This is a genomic window from Clostridium sp. AF20-7, assembly GCF_003479275.1.
Lineage (GTDB): Bacteria > Bacillota > Clostridia > Lachnospirales > Lachnospiraceae > Otoolea > Otoolea fessa.
This window is the reverse complement of record NZ_QUGF01000014.1, coordinates 37427-58529: the sequence shown is the minus strand read 5'-3', so window position 1 is coordinate 58529 and position 21103 is coordinate 37427. Positions and strand designations below refer to the sequence as shown.

The window sequence follows — 21103 nt, the reverse complement described above, 5'->3', positions numbered from 1 at the left end:
ACGTGCTTATTTGTGGACAGCAGCCGATACGGACGGTCCGCTTTCGTGCTTCACACGCCCTTCCACCTGCGGCAGTTTCTGCGAGTATACAACCACCCGGTCGCCTTCCAGTATCTGCGTACCGCCGTCTGGAATGACGATCTGGCTGCCCCGCTTTATCATCACAATGATCGTATTCTTATAGAAGCGCGCCTCCGCGATCTTCTTACCACACCAGCGGTGATCGGGTGTCATCAGAATCTCTTTTAAAAGGATTCCCTGGCTGTCCGTAAAGCCCTCTGCACCCAAGACGACGGTATCCCCTTCCAGAATTACAGTCTGCCCTTTGGGCACAATCGTCTGCGCGCCGCGCCGGATCACTGTGATTAACATACCCGGAAGCATCTCAATCTCACAGATTTTACGGTTTTTCCACGGATGATTGTCCCCGATCGGAAGCTGCACGAACTGAATCTGCATATCGCCCGTATAGTCTGAGAACGTCCGCATGACATCGGTCGAGTTGTCGATCATGTCGCATTTTTCTGCCACCTTCGGAAGCAGCGAACCCTGAAAAATGATGGAAAATAAAACAACGCAGAACACGATGTGGAATATATCATATTTCATATATCCCTCACTGAGCGTCGCCATGATCGCAAATACGATTGACGCCGCACCGCGCAGACCCGCCCAGGAAATAACCAGATACTGCCCGATCGGCGGTTTCGACGGTGCGAGCAGCAAGCCAACCGCCGCCGGACGCGCCACAAATGTTAAAAACAATGCGATTGCGATCGCCGGAAGCACGATCGACGGCATCTGCGAGGGAAACGCCAGAAGTCCCAGTAAGAAAAACAGAAGCATCTGCATCATGCCGGTAAACGCATCAAAGAAGCCAACCAGCGCTTTCTGGTTCTTCAGCTCCTGATTTCCAAGGATAATACCGGTCAGATACACGCTTAGGTAGCCATTTCCGCCAATCTGGGATGCAAGCGCGTAGGAAATGATTGCCGCCGCAAAGACAAAGATCGTGTCAAATCCCTCGCCATAAAAGGCATACCGCTTTAAAAGCCATGTCACCAGCCACGCGACCGCCGCGCCGGTCAAAAGCCCAAATGCGAGCTGGCGGATCAAAAGCAGAACCGCCGAACCGCCGCTCACACTCCCCGTCATCGCAGACAGCAGAATCACCGTCATCATGTACGCAAACGGGTCGTTGCTTCCGCTCTCTAACTCCAGCATGGATGCCGTGCCGTATTTGAGGTTCAGCTTGCGCGAACGCAGGATCGAGAACACGGATGCCGCATCGGTCGATCCAAGAACTGCGCCGAGAAGCATTCCTTCCATCAATGCCATCTTAAGCACCAGATGACAAAACAGCCCGGTCAAAAACGCCGTCAGCACTACACCCGCCGAGGATAACAAAATCGACCGCCCCGCGACCGGCTTCGCCTCACTCCAGCGCGTGCCGAACCCGCCGTAAAACATAATAAAAATCAGTGCCACCGAGCAGACCTGTTCCGCCAGTGCAAAATTGCCGAATGGAATCTTAAAAATACCGTCCGATCCAAACAGCATTCCCAGCATAATAAAAATAAACAACGTCGGCACCCCCAGCCGCCCCGAAAGACGGCTTCCCGCGATGCAGACAAGGATAATAATCGCTACGACCAGAAGCGCAAATGAAGTTGAAATATGTATCATTCCTTTCTATGTTTAGTAGGTATCATAAATGTGGTGTTTTTATAATGATACAATATCTCTATGCCTCTTTCGTGTTAAGATTCCATTAAAAAGAGGAAATCTTACAGCGACAGATCTCCCTTCGCCCGCGCCCTCCGGTCGCGGATCGACTGGATCACCGGCACCAGGAACATTGCGACGATACCGCCCGCAAATCCATTGTTATAGAGGTTCATGCCCCCATACACGATCCCGACATTGAGCGCCACCGACGCGTGCAGAAAACCGGCTAACACGCCGCATAAAATTCCAAACTCTCCGGCGATCGGCGCCAGCGTCGTGGAAAAGAGCAGCGCCAGAAGTGCCGACGGATTCGTGATATCCCACGCCCGGACGGTACTCGCAATGCAGACGCCCGCCATGATCGGGAAAATATTCCGCAAATGTTTTCCAGTCGCACTGAATCCAACGATGGTAAAGATTCCGCCGATCGTCGGTCCATTTAGGTTTCCGCCGACTGCCAGCACAAAGAAGGTCGCAAACAGACCATTGAGTCCCATGTTGAGAAGCGTCACCGCACCGCCCAATTCCAGCAGGTAATCGGTACCGCCGATTCCCGTTGTCGCAAGGAGTTTTTCATAGCCTAAAAGCGTATCTTTTCCGCGCCACAGCACTGCCACCACCGACATGCCTGCAAACAGGACAAATAGCAGCCCTAAAAGCATCGCATCATTGCCGGAGGACCATATAAGACGCGCCTCCGTCTCAATTCCAAAGGACTTAAACGTGGAGACCAGGACCGTCGCAATGATACCAGAGGCAAATCCCACATTATAAAGGGAATATCCCTTATGGGCATAGTGGGAATGCGTCGCGAGCGGTGGAAGCACGAATCCGATACAGATTCCCACCAGAATCGTCACACAGAAGCGCTGCCAGAGCGGCAGCTCCACCACGTGCATCAGCTGTGTGATGATCGGAGACAGGCTCGTTCCGTAGATGCCGACATAAATATAGTTGGATAAGTGCATTTTATGATATTTTGCATAGAGAAATACACCCAGAAAAATCGCCCAGATATTCATCAGATTTTTTCCGAACAAAGAGAATCCAAACATCAGACAGCAGGATGTGATCGTATGCCCGTCCATCTCCATCCCAAGACTATAGACAAAGTAGATGCTGATAAGCGCCATCATCCCGGCATTGACAAACGCGGCTCCCATGCCGCCGACCGCAATATAATCGGTGATCAGGAAATCCGGTTCCCTTATGATTTCATAGATACCAGTCACAATGGAGTCAAACGGCTGTATAATCAGCCCCACTGAAATGAAATAGATCGGAATCAGTGCCAGAAGAAAGAATTTCATCTCTCTGGACAGAGATTTCACTGTAGTCATATACGCACACCTTTCAAAAAAGGGATGCAAAAAAGATTCCGCATCTTTGCACCCCCGACTGTTAACATTCTATAAAAATGGTTACTATTCTATTGTATTGGATTTTCAACTGTTTTGCAACTGATTTTTTTCTCACTGTAACCCGTTATGAAACCCGTCCGACAGAACCGGCTGCCCCCATTCTCATGTGAAATTGTTACTCTTCCTCCGGCGCACTTCCCAGCACATAACCGCGCTCTTCCAATATTTCGCGCAGCTCATCAACCACCGCCCCCAGCTCTTTACCTTCCTCGTCGATCGTGATGTCCGCGTATTTCTCAAAATACGAGATCCTCTCATGGTAGAGATCCAGAAGTGTCATGCCGTCTTTCAGCGCCACGCCGCGGTCCTTGACATCGCCGACGCGTTTTACCAGCTCGTCATAGGTAATTTTCAGATAGACAACCAGTCCGATGGATTTTAAATGTTCCATCGCTTCCTTTCCGTAGATCACGCTGCCACCCGGTGCGATGACCGCCTGCTCGGCTTCCACCCCCGCGTTGACGCGGTTCTCCACATCGAGAAATCCGTCCAGTCCCTGTTCTTCGATGATCTCGCGCAGACGCTTACCTTCCTGTTCCTGAATCAGCAGATCCACATCTATAAAGGAATAGCCCAGTCTCTTTGCTAAAAGCACTCCGACCGTGCTCTTTCCTGCGGACGGCATACCAATCAAGGTTACATTATTTTTCATCTTTGGCACCTCTTCTTTTTCTTTACACTCCATCCAAATGTTCCAAGAAGCTCTGAAAGCCCATAATAGCCGCCATGCGAATACACAATCGGTTCCGCCTTTGCAAGCTCCAGGCTGCCGCGCTCGTTGAGCCACTGCTCGTCCACGCTGACACCCGTTACCTCTGCCAGAAACATATGATGTGACCCCAGTTCCTTGACTTCGGTCACCCGGCACTCGATCGCGACCGGGCTTTCGGCGATCACCGGTGCTTTCACCGTCTGCGCCGGAACCGGTGTGAGCCCTGTCTCCTTCCATTTATCCACATTCCTGCCGGAGCGGACGCCACAGTAATCGGTCGCATACGCCATCGACTCCGTCGCCAGGTTGATGACAAACTCACCGCTCTCCCGCAGCATATGGTAAGAATAGCGCTCCGGGCGCACCGAAATGTACGCCATCGGCGGGTTCGTACAGATCGTGCCCGTCCAGGCAATCGTGATGATGTTGCTGTTTCCTTCGCAGTCCGCCACTGTGACCAGCACCGCCGGAACCGGATAAATCATATTGCCCGGCTTCCACTGGGCGCGCGGTCCCGGAGTGTTCCGGGTCTCCATCCGTTTTTTCAACTGTCCTTTCGGGTTCTGCCTTGCTCCTCCCCGGCGACGCTCTTCTGGCTTTCCAGCCGCTCTCTTCTGTGCCATCCCTATATCCTCTTAATCGTTGTCCGGGAGAAGTTTGATCCGGACCATGATCTGTTTCACCATGCTTCCTTCCGGCAGGCTCATATCATCGATATGCGTCTGTGCCGGCAGATCGCCCTCTTCCTCCAGCTCCAGGCTGATCCAGTTGTACGCTGCCTCCCGCGCATTTTCCACCGCATCCTCCAGATCCGGACCTTCCGCCTCGCAGCACTCCAAATCCGGGAAATATGCATCATACCCTTTTCCATCTTTCTTAGGCGTAAAAACCGCCGGATATACAAATGTCATGGTATCCTTCCTTTCCGTCCGACCTTTCTGCCCTGCACGAACTATCACTGGATTTTCCGTATGAAACAATCCCGTCCGCGCACCGTCACCTGATTTACTGCTCCAGTGTCACTGTCAGTGCCGGAATCAGCTGTTTCTTTCTGGAAACAACGCCCGGCAGTGTTGCCGTCTGCTTCAGCTCTTCATTTGCATCGCCTACATGGAACGCATCTGCCACAACCTGTGCCGCTCCCTGTCCAACACAGAGAAGTTCGGTCGTCTCCGTCAGGATATTCGTCAGCATGAAGAAGATCATATCCAGCCCTTCGTCCTCACGCGCCTTCTCCATAAACGGCAGCATACGGTTCTTCAGCTTTCCAAGCTCCTCTGCATTCAGGGAGTTGATCTGACCGACGCCGAAGTTTGTCTTTCCAGCTGAGAATTTCTTGAAATCCAGATACAGAATCTCTGCATCGCTCTTGCCCTTTAACTCGCTGCCTGCCTCAAACATCTGGTTTGCGAACTCATCCAGCTTGATGCCTGCCATCTCAGCCAGAGAAACCGCTGCCGCCCGATCCATCGGTGTGCAGGTCGGAGAACGGAACAGAAGCGTATCGGAGATGATCGCACTGCAGAGCAGACCTGCGATGGTCTTGTCGATCTCCAGCCCCTGTTCGCGGTACATCTGGAAGATGATCGTTGCCGTACAGCCCAGCGGCTGGTTACGGAAGAAGACCGGTCCGACTGTCTCCACAGTACCCAGACGATGGTGGTCAATCAGTTCCAGGATATTGGCATTCTCGATGCCGTCTACCGCCTGACCGCGCTCATTGTGATCGACCAGAATCACGTTCTTGCCGCGCGCACCCAGTAAGTTACGGCGGGAAATCAGGCCTTTGTATTTGCCTTCTTTATCGAGTACCGGGAAATGACGGAAACGCTTGCTTGCCATCACATCCTTAATATCATCGATGAAATCATCTGTATCGAAGGTGATCAGCTTCTCAGTCTTCATGAAATAGCTGATCGGCATACTCTGGTTAATGAGACGAGCTGCCGTGTAGGTATCATACGGAGTTGTGATGACGGTACAGCCGCGCTCCTGTGCCAGTTTTTTGATCGTCATGGAAACGCCAGCGCCCTCGCACACGATGATACAGCTTGCGCCCATCTCGATCGCGCACAGCTGCGACTCATAGCGGTTGCCGAGGATAACCAGGTCGTTCTCTTCAATATAATATTCCATCATATCCGGATTAGCTGCCGCAATCAGGACTTTTCCTTTATCAAAGTACGCTTTCTCATCGCCAACAAAAATCGCGCCCTCCAGGGTCTCGATGATATTTGCATACTGGGTGCATGCCTTGGAAAGAATGCTGCTGTCGTATACATTCATATAAGAACGGGTGATATCGCCGACTGTGATCAGACCTTCCAATATATTCTTATCGGTAACAGCCGGAAGTGTTACCAGACCGTCCTCCTGCATCAGGTTCCATGCTTTTCTCAGGGAAATATTCTTGGAAACACCTGGAGTCTCGCGGATCTCAATATCCTTGACCTGCGTTTTGACGGATTTAATCAGTTTCGGCACATCTACCTTAAAGTAATCCAGTACGAAGGTTGTCTCCGGGTTCAGTTCTCCGGCACGGCACGGTACATATTCGCCGCCCGTCTGAAGTGTTTTGAAATTCGCATAGCCGATTGCAGAACAAATCGAATCCGTATCCGGGTTTTTATGTCCAATTACAATCGTTTTCTTTGCTTTTTCTGCTGCCATTTTTTCCTCCTGATTCGCACCGTGCGCTGCAAATTCTGCCATTTTTCTTTCTATCCTCTGTTTTGATAGAGAAACCTCTGATTCATGAAACTTTTTTGTACAAAATCGCCAATTTTCATAATCTGTTTACACGGTGTTCATATTTTATTCATATCTTATTTTTATACTAAAAGCATAAAAGATTTCACTTTTCAAATTTGTTTTATAGTGATTTTGCACATAGATTTTTCATAATTGCCCCGGATGCTTGACCGCTCCGGGGTCTCCTCTTGTCTACAGCATTTTTCGGCATATCTGAACGTTTTTCTATCCCTATTTTCTTCAAACGTCCAGCCCCTTTACCCTGCACTCTGTCACTCAAAACAAGGCGTCTAATCGTAACTGTTCAGCACCTTCACAGTTACGCCTAATCTAAGATCAGTCTTGCCGCCCCATAGATACCTGCATCATTTCCCAATGTTGCCAGGCGAACCTCGCCCTTATTCTCAGAGATCGGGGTCAATTCGCGGTAATAGCGGTCAATCCAATCCGTTAAAAAAGTCCCCGCCTTGGATACGCCGCCTCCGATGACGAAAATCTCCGGATCCACGGTCATCGAAATGGTCGCCAGCGCCCATCCGAGATAATAGCACACGGTGTCCATAACCTCCAGCGCCAGTGCATCCCCGGCTTTTGCCGCATCCAGCACATCTTTTGCGGTGATCGCATCACCGTAGGCACGCATCACCGACGCATCCGGCTTTGCCGCCATCTTCCGTCTCGCTTCCCTGGCGATGCCGGTCGCTGACGCTACCTGTTCCAGACAGCCGTGTCCGCCGCAGTTGCAGGTCTCTTTCTCGCCCTCGCGGATATGGATATGACCGATCTCACCGCCCAGTCCGTGGCGTCCTGCAACGATCTTCTGATCGTGTACCACGCCGCCGCCGACACCGGTTCCCAGCGTCACCATCACGATATCATGGCAGCCCTTGCCGCCGCCCTGCCACATCTCGCCGAGCGCCGCCACATTAGCATCATTACCGGAGCGGACCGGCATTCCATCTAATAACTCACTCAAAATCTTCTGCGGGTTCAGATCGCGCCATCCTAAGTTGACGCAGACCTCCACATAGCCGTCCGGCTGCACCGGTCCCGGAAATCCCATGCCTGCGCCGATCACGGCATCCATCGGAATTCCCTGCTCGTTCAATTTCTTCCTGATCGAAGCGGCTACATCCGGAAGAATGTACGCCCCATTCTCTTCCTTGCGGCTCGGAACCTCCCACTTATAAACAAGCGTTCCGTCCGTCTCAAAAATACCAATCTTAACCGTCGTTCCGCCGACGTCTATCCCAATACATTTTTTTTCCATGTCTGGATCCCTTCCCTTACGGCTGCACTGGCAGCCTTTCTTCTATGCCCTCATCTTTTTTCTGCGCTGGCTCTTATTATACGCAATGCATCCCCGTTTTGCAAGGTTTGGAAAGCAAAATACACCTGCCTGCCGGAGAAAGGCGCATTTCTGCTTAAGCGGTACCGCATTCTTTTCTGCCGACAGACAGGTGCCTGTCTTTTATCTTATTTTTTTACCAAAATCAGCATTATTTCAGGCTCTTAGCCACCTCTACCACATGCTCAACGGTAAAGCCGAACTTCTTGAACAGAAGCCCTGCCGGTGCGCTGGCGCCGAAACTTTCCATCGCGATGATCTTGCCGTCTAAACCGATGTACTTGTCCCAGCCGAAGCTTCCAAGCGCCTCTACTGCTACACGGCGGCGTACTTCTCTCGGAAGTACGGACTCCTTGTACTCCTCGCTCTGCTCCTCGAACAGATCCATACACGGCATGGAGACAACGCGGACTTTCTGACCTTCTGCTGCCAGAGTCTCTTTTGCATGAACCGCCAGAGCCACCTCGGAACCGCTGGCAATCAGAATTAACTCCGGTGTGCCCTCGCAGTCGTCGATGATGTAGCCACCCTTTAATGCCTCACGGCTGCTGCCTGCCATCGGCTCCAGATTCTGTCTGGTCAGCACCAGTGCGGTCGGTGTGTGCTCGGAAGTAACAGCACTGTACCAGGCTGCCTCTGTCTCGGTCGCATCACACGGGCGGAATACATGGAAGTTCGGCATCGCACGCAGCGCTGCCATCTGCTCGATCGGCTCATGGGTCGGTCCATCCTCGCCAACGCCGATGCTGTCATGCGTAAATACATAGGTCAGCGGCACGCCCATCAGTGCAGACAGTCTTGCCATCGGTTTGCAGTAATCACTGAATACAAAGAAGGTCGATACATACGCACGCAGACCGCCGTGCAGCATGATGCCATTTCCGATCGCTGCCATCGCAAGTTCGCGGACACCGAAGTGCAGGTTACGTCCAGCTCTGTCCTCCTTGGAGAAGTCGCCCGCATCCTTCATGTTGGTCTTGTTGGACGGTGCTAGGTCAGCAGAACCGCCAAACAGGTTCGGCAGAACATCCTTGATGTAGTTGATCAGGCGTCCGGAGATCGCACGGCTTGCTTCCGGTTTTTCCTGTTTTGCCCAGAATCCGGCGTCATCTTTCAGCGCCTCGCCTGCCTTTGCATTGTGGTACTGGTTCCAGAGTGCTTCCATCTCCGGATATTCCTCGCAGTAAGCGGCAAACATCACGTTCCATGCAGCTTCTACCTCTGCCTTCTGCTCTGCGATCTCGGAGTAGTTTTTGTATACCTCTTCCGGTACAAAGAACGGCTCTTCGCTCGGCCAGTTTAAGTTCTTTCTGAGTGCTTCCACATTCTCTACGCCCAGCGGCTCGCCGTGTGCGCTCGCCTTGCCCTGTTTTGCCGGGCAGCCGAAGCCGATCTGCGTCTTGATGGTGATAAAGGACGGATGCTCGGTATCTGCCTTTGCAGCCTCGATCGCCTTGCCGATCGCGTCGATATCATTGCCATCTTCTACCGTGATCGTCTGGAAACCAAATGCCTGCATACGCTCCTGTACATTCTCACGGAATGCGATGTCGGTGCTTCCCTCGATGGAGATGCGGTTGGAATCATAGAGAACAATCAGCTTGGAAAGTCCCAGGGTACCTGCCAGAGAGAATGCCTCAGAGGAAATGCCTTCCATCATACATCCATCGCCGCCCAATACATAGGTATAATGGTCAACTACCGGATAATTTTCTTTGTTGAATACGCTTTCCAGATGTGCCTCAGCCATCGCCATGCCGACTGCCATACCCATACCTGCGCCCAGCGGACCGGTCGTCGCCTCAACGCCAACGGTATGACCATATTCCGGATGTCCCGGAGTCTTGGAATCTAACTGGCGGAAGTTCATCAGATCTTCTTTGGAAAGATTTCCGTAGCCAAACAGGTGCAGCAGAGAGTAAAGCAGCATGGAACCATGACCGCCGGATAAGATGAAACGGTCTCTGTTCTCCCACTTCGGGTTGGCTGGGTTATGGTTCATATGATGTGCCCACAGTTCATAAGCCGCTGCTGCACATCCCAGCGGAAGTCCCGGATGACCGGAATTTGCCTTCTGGATTGCGTCTGCGGATAAAATCCGGATCGCGTTTACGGATAATGTGTCAATCTGATTCATAAGTAACCTCCTGCTATGTATCTTAATTTTAAAAACTAAACGTGTGTTATTTGAGGCGGATCTCGCGCATCCGGTCGCCGCCGCTGATAATCAGTGAATTGAACGCGCGGCCGCGTGTTACCTGCGCCACAGAGAAATCAAACTCCCCGGCAAACCGCTCCTTGCCGGACAGACTGTAGACCCGACAGGAATTTTCGTTATTTAGGATGACGAAATCGCCCTGTATATTTATGTTACGCCACGAATACGAGAAATCTGCCGTACCCATAGCGGTTCCATCGGATTTAAACATGCTCAAACGGCTCTCACTTCCGCCCTCGGTGTTGTCCGAGATGACCGCCACATAGTCCTTCGACCATGCCACGCCGCGGACTTCCCCGTCGATCTCCGCCTGGCGCACCAGCGCCGGGCTTGTTACATTTTCCAAAGAGAAAAATGCCACCTGATCATCCGCAAATGCACACGCGTGATCCTCATCGAGAAACCGGACGCGCGGACAGATGCTGTCTCCCAGCTCATCAAAACCTCCGACCAGACGGTCTGGATAATTCTTTCCATATTCGGAGAAATTGTAAAATACAATCCGGTTTTTGAGTGCCCCGTCCTGCAGATACAGGTCGGAAAGCATGACCTGCGTACCATCCGGCGATAAGGAAACGTCCATCAGGTAACCATTTCCCGACATAACCGTCTTGATCGCCCAGTCAAGCTCGCTGCCGTCTTTCTTGAAAAAGGTCACATACGAAGCATTGCTGTCCTCCACCAGCGCCGCCACGATGCCGTATGCCGATACGCTGACGCGCAGGATCGGCAGAAGCGTCGTCGCCTGTCCCTGGCTTCCGGTCTTGTCCACAATATAAATATCATTGCCCTGCTGGTCCCCGATCACGGCATAATCGCCGTTGACATAGCAGATTGGTGATTTCAGCTCATAACTCATCGACCAGACCGCCTTGCCGGACTTGTCCAGATAGGAAGCTCCGTCCTTCGTATATTTCAGGACATTTTCCCCAAATGGAACAAATTCCGTCGTGCTGCTCTCACTCGCCGCAATCTCTTTTTCCCACGCTACCGTATAGTCCGTGTAGGCATGGTTATCTTTATAATACATAAAACCAGCCGCCAAAAGCGCCGCGATTAACACCGCCGTCAGCACCCTGCGGAGACGTTTCCGTCTGGAATGGCGCTCGGCTTTCTCCGCCACCTCTTCCTCATTTTCCCCGTGGCTTATGCCCCGGCGGGGAAACATGTCCTGCGTGGCGGTGTCGATCACACGCCCTCTCAGCTGCTTTTTCTTCTGTTCCCGTTCAATCGGGTTCATCTCACTCATTTTTTTATCTCCTGTAGCTGGACTGCCATCTTGATTATACACTATTTTAGATGGTTTGGCATTATCTTTTTGCTATTCTCCGGACACATCCGGCAGCACCAGCGTCTGCCCTGCGATAATGCGGTTTTCATCGGTCAGATGGTTGACCGCAAGGATATCGTCCAGATGACGGATATTACCATAAAGCTTAAAACAGATCCCATAGAGTGTCTCCCCGTCCCCGACCGTGTACGTGCCGCCGGGCTTCAAGTTTGTGACCGGATAGTCCTGTCCCGCCGTCGAATTGCCGCCCGGATTCGGCAGGTCGCGCTGTGCCTCCGGCTCCGGCAAAATGTACGGGGCTTTCGTCTCCGCCATTTTTCCGTCCTCTTCGCTCTGCCCGCCGGAAGCCTGTCCATTCTGTCTGCCTGCTATGGCAGTGCCCTCTGTATCTCCATCCGCCGCGCTCTCAAGTGTCCATTTATGCGCCTGTCCTCCGTTTTCCGCTGTTGTTCCGTCTGCATCCACATCGCTGCTCTCAAGCGGCGTCACACTACCGCGGAGCTGTTCCACCGTGACCGCCTCTTTCCCGTCCGCAGTGCCCCGCACACCATCCGGGAGGACGGATACCAGCACACTCTCCATCTCGCGCATTTTCTGGTAATTGCCGAAAAGCACCACGCCGCCGGCAAGCACCGCGACCGAAAGCACGCCGCACAGCGTCCCCAGCGCCCGGATCGTCCCGTAACGCGACGCCGCCTCCTGCTGCCGCTCTTCCATCCGGTTACGGAAATCGCGGATCACCCGATCGCCGGTGCCTGTCTCCACCCGGCGGGCGTCCTTCCGCAGAATCATATAGTCCTGCATCATCTGGTTTTTCTCGTAGTATATATGATATCCTTTCAAACGGTAAAACCCGTCCTCCGACATCACATAGTATGCCGCCTCACCGTCCACACCGCTGTTTATGTACATGAGCTGGTTTTTCCCACCGAAATACTGCTTGTGCAGCCGCCAGTAGGTCAGGGGACTTAACATACACCCCGGCGCGCCGCAGATAAACCACCCCTGCACGGTCTTTTTCGGAAATGTCTCCTCCATCCGCTGGTATGCCTTTTTCCATGCCGCCTCCGAAAAGACAATCTTCTCCCCGGACGGCACAACCTCCTCCATCTCCAGCGCCCCGTCCACAAAGAGGCACGGAACCTCCTGCTGTGGATCCGAATTTCCGAGCAGCAGCCCGACCCGGAGTCCCGGTCCGCCGGATGGATATACCTGTTTCAAATACGTGTTTACATAATCCTCCACATACAACCGGACCACCTCATCCCGCTCGCCGATCTGCCGGATATTTTTCGGCAGTTCTGCGCGGGAACCAGAATATTCTCCCATATGTTCACCCCGCTATGATAGATTCTCCTGAAACCGGGTCTGTACTTGCTTCCATGATTTGATTGCTGCACCGTGCAGCATTTTCAGTGCTGAAAATACCTGCTCAAATACAGTAACATGATTTTCCGTAATTTCAGGAGTATGATGAATTTCTTTCCGCCTATCATAACGCCGATTGCATGCAAAATTTGTCAAACGGAGGCAGCATCCAGGCAAAAATTTTCGACAAGCCCGATCCCCGCGCTGATGCAGTCTGCCAGCTGCATAACGAGTGCCAGGCGGATACTCTGCAGCATCATCGGATCGTAATGGCTGCAGCCCGCCACGATCCCGGTGATAAAGAGATCTCCGACCGCGTGAAGCTCCTTGCAGACGCCAAGCCCCGGCTTTAAAGCCCCACGCCCCAGCGTGACATAGCCGATATGGTTTTCATCGCCAACCGAGGCATCGACCGCCACCACCAACGCATCCGGGTACCCATTTTTTAAAACCTGCACGTAATGTTCCAGGTTCATCGCGTGCACGGGGCGATCAAGTGTTCCGAATACCAGCGTACCGCGCCGCCGTTCCTGTTTGAGTTTATATCCGATCAACGGTCCCAGACTGTCTCCGGTCGAGCGATCCGTGCCGATGCAGAGGAAAACCAGTTTCTTTTTATGCCTTCGGGTCATTTCTTCCTGAATCAGCCCACTTAACTGCCCTGCCAGCTCTCCCACCGCGTCCCGGCGGGCTGAATTGTAGTAATATATCTCCGGACTGCCACCGAACCGGCTGCGTCCCCGTCTGTTCATCTCCCACACCGTCCTGTTTTCTCCCTGCCTGTTGGACAGGGGTTGTTTTACCTTTATTATAGGCGGGGTGGCAGGAAATTATGCGAAAATTGAAGGATATATACACGGACGAAAAAAGATGTGACAGAAGGCAGCTTTACAGCGCCCGGTGTCACATCTTTTTTCTGGTTGTTCCTATATCTAATTATTTATTTTTATGAAATAATTTCCACAGTTTACTTTCCGCCGCGTTCGCGGTACTCTGCGATGACCTCGCTTAAATTAACGGCTGTGCTGTTATCCAGAATATGTTTTAGCGCGTCCAACTTTTCTGGATTCAGAAATTCCTTGCCTAAGTAGCACTCGTAGGTATCTGTGATAAAGATTCTCTTTTCCTTGATTACCGTCTCGGTATAGTGCAGGCGGCTCTCGACCTCCTGATGGCCTTCTTTGAGTTGTTCGAGCTTTGCACGGCTGTTGCTGGTGATCTCATCGGTCAGGATGGTTTTTGTCACATTTTCGAAGGTGTTTAATGCGTCCTTTTTCTTCTTCGCCGTCTCCTCCAGATCCTGCTCCATCTGGGAGATCTCATCGTCGTATTTTTCCAGATCGTAGAGCGCTTCACTGCGATCCCGACGGATCGAGGAGGTGATCACCGCGATCTTGCGGTTGTTCGCCGCGATCAGACTGCGGATCGAACGTCCTTCCTGCAGCGCCGCCAGATGGCGATCCTTCGTCCAGTTTCCAATCAGGATATACAGTCCGCCAAAAACAACCACATCCACGCCGTAGATCATCGCCAGGTATAAAGTCTTCTGTTCTGGAAGCAGCTTGTAGATGCCGCACGGGATCAACAGGAAACAGATCGCAAAGGTAATCAACACCGTCAGAAATTCTTTGAATCCCCTCGGAAAATACAGCGCATAGTACAGTGGGCTTTTGCAGACAAATGGAACACGATCCGACTGGAACAGCGTCCGCATCCGCACGGCAAGCTCTCGGTTGTGCGCGTGAAGCTCCTGCGTTTCTTCCTTAATCCGCTCCTTGATGCCCTGGTTTTTCGCCTTTTCGCGGCGTGTCCGCGTGCGTTTCAGCTTATCCTGCAGCTTCCCAAGCTCATCGTCATAGCTTTTTTCAATCTCATCCCGGCGCTTTTTCACGGTCGAATTCACGGCATCCGCCACCGCTTTCCGCTCCGTCTCCAGCACGCGCAGACGCTTTTTCTCTTCCTGAGCAAGCGTCTCCTCCTGTTTTTCAAACTCCGCCAGCTCCACCACTGCCTGTCTGGCGTCTTCCAGAAATGTTTTCACATCCGTTATCGCCTGTGCCATCTCGCCCCTCCCGGTCTTTGTCTTTTTGTAACGGCTGCCTGCCCTTTATTCTTCCAGCACCTGTATCTCCAGATAATCGAAATCGATGCTCTCGATAAAGTTGTCCTGGGTAAAACGCGCCTTATCGTGACGTTTGAACTCCTCGATCGTCTTATCCAGCCAGACCGGATGCCCCAGATCAAAGGCATAGCAAATCTGGTCGATCGCGTCAAACACCATCGCCGTTCTCGACATTGTATAATCACCGTTGCTGATCACAATATCCCTAAGCATCCGGTTTTCCTTCATCATTTTTCCCCAAAGACGAAACATCCTGCCGTTCCTTTCCCGCTGTCAAATTTCATTTTTACCGTGTCCGGATGTTCTCTCCGGACATCTTTTCTCACAATCTTATGTCCAGTATATCAGCTTTTTTAAGAGTTGACAAGGCGGGGCTTTTCGGCAAAATTCACTGCCACTGTGTCATCGTGCAGCACTTCCCATTTTCAAAAGAAACTGCAGATCTTCCTCAATCCCCCGCACATTTCCAGAAACGTCCATCGCATACTCCATGACCCACTCGGCATCCGGCGTCGCCTGCTTTGCCAATTTTAAAAAGCAGTCAAAATCAAGTGTTCCCTCATGAATCCTCTGATGGCTGTCGTGGACACCGTCGTTGTTGTGGAGATGGTACGCCACAATCTGGTCCGCCAGCGCGTTTACGACCCGCTTAAGCGACCAGCCGTTCGCCCAGGCGTGCCCGATGTCGATGAGCACCGCATACTGTTCCCGGCGGCACAGATCGATAAATTCCTGCTCATCGAAGAGACGGTTTCCGCGCTCCAGAACTCCGGCATTCTCCACGACCACCTGGGTTCCCGCCTCCTCACACAGCTGTTTCACGGTGTAATAATTTTCACAGGAAACACGGACGCGGTCTTCCTTCTCGCCCGGTATGATGCGGCAGTTGTTGTGATGATAAACGAGATATTTGCTTGAAAGCTCTTTCGCATACGAAAGCGTCTTTTCAAGCAGCTCCATCGTGCGCGCATACTCTACAGTCCCCTCCGCTGCCGAATGCTCTGCCTGATAATATGGACCATGGAAGCTGACCGGGACTTCCTTTAAGAGCGGCATGGCGTCCCGCAGGTTCTTCTCAAAGCATTCCTCATGAAACATCGGAAACACCTCGACTCCCACCTGTCCAGGAAACCGTTTGAGATACGGAAGAACCTGACCGAACTCGCTGCCTTTATACATATTAGTGCTGATAAGAATTTTTCTCATGATTGCATGTCTCCTCTTCAAAATATACGTTCATAATCTTGTTTTGAAAACACTTTTTTCGCTCTATTATCTCTATTCTTACTGGGCGATCGCCTTTTCCAATTTCGGCACCGCCAGCTTTTCCTGTGCGCGGATCACCATCTCCGGGTAACCGAGCGATTTCTCCGTCCCGCGGTCAAACAGATGCAGCTTTTCCGTCTCCACATGGATGTATACCTTCTCACCCGGCTGTGGAATCTCGCCCTCGCGGATGGCAATCAGCTCGTTCTTGTCTCCCTCGACCTGAATATAAACACCGTACCGGTTTCCGTAATCCTCCACGTAACGGACCATGCCCTCGATCGACCGCTCCTGCGGGGTGCGGCTCATCATCACGTGTTCCGGGCGGACACCGGCGTACAGCAGTCCCGACGGGCACTGCGCGGCGATCCGCTGCCAGATACCCGGAAGTTCTACCTTCTGCTTCCCGATGACAAGCGCCCCGTTATGATATTCCGCCTCCACGATATTCATGGACGGCGAACCGATAAACTTCGCACAGAACACGCTTGCCGGACGATTGTACACGTGTGACGGGGTATCGAGCATTTCCATCTTGCCCCGGTACATGAGCGCGATCCGATCGCCAACCGTCATCGCCTCGATCTGGTCGTGCGTAACGTAGACTAACGTCGGGTGGTACATTTCATGGATTTTTACCAGTTCTTTTCTCGCACGCATCCTAAGCTGTGCATCCAGGTTTGACAGCGGCTCGTCCAGAAGGAAATAGTCGGCGCGCTTTACCACGGCTCTCGCCAATGCCACTCTCTGGCGCTGTCCGCCGGAAAGCTCCTTCGGCTTCCGATCCTCCAGCCCTTCCAGTTCCAGCATTTTGAGGACTTCTTTTAAGCGCGCATCGATCTCGTTCTCATCCATCTTGTGCGCTTTTAAACCATATATGATATTATTCTTGACGCTCATATGCGGAAACAGCGCATAGTTTTGAAACACCATCGAGACACCGCGCTCGCCGCACGGCACATCATTTACCACCTGGTCGCGCATCCACAGGTTTCCGGCGGTCACATTTTCCAGTCCCGCAATCATGCGAAGTGTCGTCGATTTTCCACAGCCGGACGGACCTAATAAAATCAGGCGTTCGCCCTCCTTTACCTCCATGCAGAGGTCCTCCACGACCACATTTTTGCCATACGCTTTTTTAACATTTTCAAATACAATATTTTTCATTGAATTAATCTATCCCTTTCTTATGTCCAGCGCAATCTCCCATTATCCCTTCAATCCAGACGCCGCAAATGTATTGATGATATAGCGCTGGAAAATGATATACAGTACCAGCGGAATCAGCATCGTGAGCACCGACACCGCCATCGCGATCGTAAATTCCGTACCGCCCTCGGCGCTGATGTACATCTGCAATGCCAGCGACAGCGTATAATTTTCCTTGGATTTTAAGATCAGCACCGGCCACACATATTCATTCCACGAATTGATAAAGAAAATGATGCCGGTGGAAATGATGGACGGACGCACCAGCGGAATCACAATGTCGCGCATGATTTTCATGTGCCGGATATTTTCCATCCGTGCCGCCTCAATGAGTGCCAGCGGGATTCCACGCATTGCCTGGCGCAGCAGGAAAATTCCCAGCACATCCGCCAGCTGCGGCAGTGCGACGCCCCAGATACGATCGCGCAGACCGATTTTAGAGATCAGAAGATAATTTGGAATCATCGTGACCGTAAACGGGATGAACAGCGTACTTAACATAATAAAATACAAAAATCCTTTTCCCTTAAACCGGAAATAGACGAACGCATACGCCGCCAGAAGTCCCGTGATTGTCTTAAAAATCGTGACCGTCGATGCGATCAGAAACGTATTCAGCGTGATTTTCACAAACGGCAGTTTGTCAAATACATGCCGATAATTTTCCAGCGTCGGATGCAGCGGAATCACCTGAAAAACCGTGTTGAACGCCTCCTGCATCGTCTTGAAAGAGTTGGAAATTGCAAATACGATCGGCATCAGAAGGAGGAAAACGACCACCACCAGAAACAGATGCCAGCCGATCTGTCTGTCTTTAGTTTTCATAGTAAACCCCCTTTTCTACAAACCGGAATTCCAGCACCAAAAGAATGATAAAGAGTGCCATCGTCATGACCGATACCGCCGAGGAAGTTCCTGTTTTATAGAGTGTAAACGCCTCATGGTACGACATATAAATCAGGTTCGAACTGGCATAGTTCGGTCCTCCCTGTGTGACGACCTTGATCGGCGTGAACACATACTGGAGTCCCTGCACGATCGTCGTAATAAACACATAGATTCCAGTTGCAGAACTCATCGGCACGACGATATCCTTAAAAATCTTCCACATCGGCACATTTTCCAGACGCGCCGCCTCGATGACCTCCATTGAGACACCGGAGACGCCCGCTAGGATGTTGATGAAATTGTAGCCAAACGTCTTCCAGGTCGTGATAATACAGAGTACCGCGATGACCCAGCCCTCCGTTTTCGACCAAAACGGCAGTTTCAGCCCAAACCAGCCTGCCACAATCGCGACCGGACCCGAAATCGGATTCAGAATCCATGTATACAGAATCGAGCCGACGACCAGCGAAATCACACTCGGCAGGAAAAAGACCGCCTTGTAAAAACTCTGTCCCTTTTTGATGACGCACGAAAGAATGAATGATAAAATGTACGGCATCACAAAGTTAAACACCAGAAGAATCACGATGTACCAGAATGTATTGCCAAAGATTTTCCATGTATTCGGATCCTTCAAAACGGAAATATAATTCCCCAGTCCCACAAACTTCTTGACCGGCTTTACCATGTTCCACTCAAAAAAACTCAAATACAGCGTGTAAAAAAGCGGATAAAACATAAATACCGCAAACATGATGAGCGACGGCAGCAAAAAAACATATCCAAGCGCTGCCTGTTTTTTGTCCTCCCGATTCAAACTATTTCCTCCATTCCAATGCATTTTATGAAGGGGCTGCCGCCAAACAGCTCTTTCGCGCTCCGGCCGCTTCCTGCGTCTTATCTGCACGCAGTCCATTCTGCCAAAACACGTTCTGCTATTCCGCAACAACCCCATTCTCATTTCTGTCCTAAATTTTGTAATGATTTTTCTGCCACCCGAAAGCCGTTCCAAGCGTCAGGCTGCCTGTCCCTACTGTGCATCCAGCAGCTGGTTGATCGCATCCTGTGTGCTCGTCATACCATCTTTCGCAGATACCTGACCGCCCAGAATCTGGTCTCTCATATCCAGAAGAAGCTGCTCTGCCTCAAGGCCTGCATCGCCCGGGAATGCGGTCCATGATACAACGCCGTCCATCTGCTCAATCGCTGCATTCATCATTGTGTTCTCAGCCAGAAAATCTTTCAATCCATTTTCTGCCTCTGCCACATCTTTTCTCGGCGGTACATAACCGGTTCCCTCGGTCCATGCTGCCATTGATTCTACGCTGTAAAGATACTTTTCAAACTCCCATGCCGCCTGAATCTGCTCGTCGCTCTGCGCGGTGATGGCTAAGAAACAGCCGCCTGCCGGAACCTTGCGCTCCTTGTCGTTCCACAGCGGGGATTTCACGGTTGCTACGTCAAACTGTGCCCCCTTCTGTACGGAAGCGCGTCTCGCAATGGTGGTGTAGAGCATCGCGCAGTTGCCGTCGATAAAGCTCTGGCAGCCCTCTTCCCATGAAACATGAAGGGCAGAACCATCTTTTACCATATCCTGCATCATCTGCATTGCCGCAATGCCGTCCTCGGTTGCAAAGCTTGCTTTTTTCTTGCCGGATGCATCCGCAGTCAACATATCCGCTCCCGCGCTCTCAACCAATGCCTGCTGCGCCCAGAAGTCTGCCGGTTCCTGCATATAGAAACCATATTTTCCTGTCTTCTCTTTGACTGCCTCGGCAAATTCCTGTACTTCCTGCCAGGTCTCCGGTCCATCTTCGGAAAGGCCCGCTTCTTTTAAGAGATCTTTATTGATGTAGAGAACCGGGCTGCTTAAGGAGTACGGGATTCCGACCTGCTCGCCGTTGCTGTTGACCGCCAGGTCTAAGACATTTGGAAGGAAATTGTCGGTTAAGAAATTTGCATCCTCGCTGTCGAATTTATCAATCGCATCCTGCGGCGCCACATAGTCAAAGTTATTGGAGAAATAATCCAGAAATGCCCAGCCAATCTGAACAAGCGCCGGTGTATTTCCGGTCGCCGCTTCCGCCTGCAGATTCTGCATCAGACCTTTGTACATATCCGGGTTGTATTTCGCTACTACCTCGATGTGATCATTTTCCTCATTAAATTTCTTTACCAGATCGTCTACGACCAGACCTCCCTGGGTTTCTGCGTTACAGTGCCAGTATTCAATCACCGTTTTATCGCCGGATGCCGCCTTCTCTGCCCCGCTCTCTCCGGACGCGCTCTGTGTGTCGCTGCTTCCTGTCGCCGAGCTGGATGCCTGGCTGCATCCTGCCATCAATGTCATCGTGCCTGCCATCGCAAGCGCCATCAGACGTCTCATACTTACCTTCATTCGTTCTCCTCCTGCTGCGGTGTCCCATCTCCCAGTCTGTCTTACCTTGGAACCAGCCATCTATGTCAAAATCGTGATCGGGAGTCCTTTGCCGCGCTTCTCTTCTGTCAAATCACTTGTGCTGTGTCCAGATTCTATCTTAAAGATGGTTTGTAAAATGCAGGAGGTGATTTATGTAAAAATTATCTATAATTTTTGAAAATTGTTTTTTCGAGGTTCTGCGGCATAAAAGAATGTGCCTTTTTGTGTAATGGGGAATTCCAAGGAATTTCCTATTACACAAAAAAACGCCTCTATCAGTTTTTGCTGATAAAAGCGTTTTTTATTCTATGTTCCGTTTTCTATGTTTATATCCGGGCTGCAGTTTCCTTCATGGAACATGC

Annotated in this window: 18 protein-coding genes; all 18 read right to left on the bottom strand. The window is 51.5% G+C overall.

The window, feature by feature from the left end:
* Window positions 1-6: 6 nt before the first annotated feature.
* Window positions 7-1686, bottom strand: a complete 1680-nt coding sequence (locus tag DWX68_RS13640; protein WP_117796614.1) for a potassium/proton antiporter — start codon at window positions 1684-1686, stop codon at window positions 7-9.
* Window positions 1687-1787: 101 nt separating this feature from the next.
* Entirely contained in the window at window positions 1788-3068 is a 1281-nt protein-coding gene (locus DWX68_RS13635; protein ID WP_107001742.1) for a DUF1576 domain-containing protein, read from the bottom strand.
* Window positions 3069-3264: 196 nt separating this feature from the next.
* The gene (locus tag DWX68_RS13630; RefSeq protein WP_022360009.1) at window positions 3265-3801 is read right to left on the bottom strand and encodes a shikimate kinase; all 537 of its coding nucleotides are present in this window, start codon (window positions 3799-3801) and stop codon (window positions 3265-3267) included.
* On the bottom strand, window positions 3798-4484 hold the full coding sequence (locus tag DWX68_RS13625; protein ID WP_347475199.1) for a flavin reductase family protein: 687 nt from the start codon (window positions 4482-4484) through the stop codon (window positions 3798-3800). Before DWX68_RS13625 ends, DWX68_RS13630 begins: the two co-directional genes overlap by 4 nt.
* A gap of 12 nt (window positions 4485-4496) precedes the next feature.
* Window positions 4497-4772, bottom strand: a complete 276-nt coding sequence (locus DWX68_RS13620) for a type II toxin-antitoxin system HicB family antitoxin (RefSeq protein ID WP_107001743.1) — start codon at window positions 4770-4772, stop codon at window positions 4497-4499.
* 94 nt (window positions 4773-4866) lie between these two features.
* Window positions 4867-6531 carry a putative manganese-dependent inorganic diphosphatase gene (locus DWX68_RS13615; RefSeq protein ID WP_118482330.1) on the bottom strand — a complete coding sequence of 555 codons (1665 nt, stop codon included), beginning with the start codon at window positions 6529-6531 and terminating at the stop codon, window positions 4867-4869.
* A 406-nt stretch (window positions 6532-6937) separates the two neighbouring features.
* Window positions 6938-7882 (bottom strand): ROK family glucokinase, encoded by a 945-nt coding sequence (locus DWX68_RS13610; RefSeq protein ID WP_107001744.1) that lies wholly within the window; start codon window positions 7880-7882, stop codon window positions 6938-6940.
* A gap of 229 nt (window positions 7883-8111) precedes the next feature.
* A complete protein-coding gene (gene tkt / locus DWX68_RS13605; RefSeq protein WP_118629895.1) occupies window positions 8112-10097 on the bottom strand; it encodes a transketolase in 1986 nt (661 codons plus the stop codon).
* A gap of 46 nt (window positions 10098-10143) precedes the next feature.
* Entirely contained in the window at window positions 10144-11427 is a 1284-nt protein-coding gene (locus DWX68_RS13600) for a DUF5711 family protein (protein WP_022360015.1), read from the bottom strand.
* Window positions 11428-11499: 72 nt separating this feature from the next.
* On the bottom strand, window positions 11500-12798 hold the full coding sequence (locus DWX68_RS13595; protein WP_117796612.1) for a LysM peptidoglycan-binding domain-containing protein: 1299 nt from the start codon (window positions 12796-12798) through the stop codon (window positions 11500-11502).
* A gap of 191 nt (window positions 12799-12989) precedes the next feature.
* Window positions 12990-13589 (bottom strand): spore protease YyaC, encoded by a 600-nt coding sequence (gene yyaC, locus DWX68_RS13590; protein WP_117796679.1) that lies wholly within the window; start codon window positions 13587-13589, stop codon window positions 12990-12992.
* A 215-nt stretch (window positions 13590-13804) separates the two neighbouring features.
* Window positions 13805-14899, bottom strand: coding sequence for a hypothetical protein (locus tag DWX68_RS13585; RefSeq protein WP_117796611.1), 1095 nt, complete (start codon window positions 14897-14899; stop codon window positions 13805-13807).
* A 45-nt stretch (window positions 14900-14944) separates the two neighbouring features.
* Window positions 14945-15211, bottom strand: a complete 267-nt coding sequence (locus DWX68_RS13580) for a hypothetical protein (protein WP_107001749.1) — start codon at window positions 15209-15211, stop codon at window positions 14945-14947.
* 150 nt (window positions 15212-15361) lie between these two features.
* Window positions 15362-16165, bottom strand: coding sequence for a sugar phosphate isomerase/epimerase (locus DWX68_RS13575; RefSeq protein ID WP_227589700.1), 804 nt, complete (start codon window positions 16163-16165; stop codon window positions 15362-15364).
* Window positions 16166-16243: 78 nt separating this feature from the next.
* Window positions 16244-17392 carry an ABC transporter ATP-binding protein gene (locus DWX68_RS13570; protein ID WP_117796609.1) on the bottom strand — a complete coding sequence of 383 codons (1149 nt, stop codon included), beginning with the start codon at window positions 17390-17392 and terminating at the stop codon, window positions 16244-16246.
* A gap of 42 nt (window positions 17393-17434) precedes the next feature.
* Window positions 17435-18259, bottom strand: a complete 825-nt coding sequence (locus DWX68_RS13565) for a carbohydrate ABC transporter permease (protein WP_022360021.1) — start codon at window positions 18257-18259, stop codon at window positions 17435-17437.
* Window positions 18249-19139: a sugar ABC transporter permease gene (locus DWX68_RS13560; RefSeq protein WP_118629893.1), complete on the bottom strand. Its 891-nt coding sequence runs from the start codon at window positions 19137-19139 to the stop codon at window positions 18249-18251. Before DWX68_RS13560 ends, DWX68_RS13565 begins: the two co-directional genes overlap by 11 nt.
* 213 nt (window positions 19140-19352) lie before the next feature.
* The gene (locus DWX68_RS13555; protein WP_117796607.1) at window positions 19353-20720 is read right to left on the bottom strand and encodes an ABC transporter substrate-binding protein; all 1368 of its coding nucleotides are present in this window, start codon (window positions 20718-20720) and stop codon (window positions 19353-19355) included.
* Window positions 20721-21103 lie beyond the last annotated feature (383 nt).

Excerpts from the sequence above, each read along its gene's own strand:
- DWX68_RS13610 (WP_107001744.1), bottom strand. The coding sequence starts at position 7,882 with ATGGAAAAAAAATGTATTGGGATAGACGTCGGCGGAACGACGGTTAAG.
- DWX68_RS13595 (WP_117796612.1), bottom strand. The coding sequence starts at position 12,798 with ATGGGAGAATATTCTGGTTCCCGCGCAGAACTGCCGAAAAATATCCGG.
- DWX68_RS13555 (WP_117796607.1), bottom strand. The coding sequence starts at position 20,720 with ATGAAGGTAAGTATGAGACGTCTGATGGCGCTTGCGATGGCAGGCACG.
- DWX68_RS13585 (WP_117796611.1), bottom strand. The coding sequence starts at position 14,899 with ATGGCACAGGCGATAACGGATGTGAAAACATTTCTGGAAGACGCCAGA.
- DWX68_RS13635 (WP_107001742.1), bottom strand. The coding sequence starts at position 3,068 with ATGACTACAGTGAAATCTCTGTCCAGAGAGATGAAATTCTTTCTTCTG.
- DWX68_RS13640 (WP_117796614.1), bottom strand. The coding sequence starts at position 1,686 with ATGATACATATTTCAACTTCATTTGCGCTTCTGGTCGTAGCGATTATT.
- yyaC (WP_117796679.1), bottom strand. The coding sequence starts at position 13,589 with ATGAACAGACGGGGACGCAGCCGGTTCGGTGGCAGTCCGGAGATATAT.
- DWX68_RS13630 (WP_022360009.1), bottom strand. The coding sequence starts at position 3,801 with ATGAAAAATAATGTAACCTTGATTGGTATGCCGTCCGCAGGAAAGAGC.
- DWX68_RS13615 (WP_118482330.1), bottom strand. The coding sequence starts at position 6,531 with ATGGCAGCAGAAAAAGCAAAGAAAACGATTGTAATTGGACATAAAAAC.
- DWX68_RS13570 (WP_117796609.1), bottom strand. The coding sequence starts at position 17,392 with ATGAAAAATATTGTATTTGAAAATGTTAAAAAAGCGTATGGCAAAAAT.
- DWX68_RS13565 (WP_022360021.1), bottom strand. The coding sequence starts at position 18,259 with ATGAAAACTAAAGACAGACAGATCGGCTGGCATCTGTTTCTGGTGGTG.
- DWX68_RS13580 (WP_107001749.1), bottom strand. The coding sequence starts at position 15,211 with ATGTTTCGTCTTTGGGGAAAAATGATGAAGGAAAACCGGATGCTTAGG.
- DWX68_RS13625 (WP_347475199.1), bottom strand. The coding sequence starts at position 4,484 with ATGGCACAGAAGAGAGCGGCTGGAAAGCCAGAAGAGCGTCGCCGGGGA.
- DWX68_RS13575 (WP_227589700.1), bottom strand. The coding sequence starts at position 16,165 with ATGAGAAAAATTCTTATCAGCACTAATATGTATAAAGGCAGCGAGTTC.
- tkt (WP_118629895.1), bottom strand. The coding sequence starts at position 10,097 with ATGAATCAGATTGACACATTATCCGTAAACGCGATCCGGATTTTATCC.
- DWX68_RS13600 (WP_022360015.1), bottom strand. The coding sequence starts at position 11,427 with ATGAGTGAGATGAACCCGATTGAACGGGAACAGAAGAAAAAGCAGCTG.
- DWX68_RS13620 (WP_107001743.1), bottom strand. The coding sequence starts at position 4,772 with ATGACATTTGTATATCCGGCGGTTTTTACGCCTAAGAAAGATGGAAAA.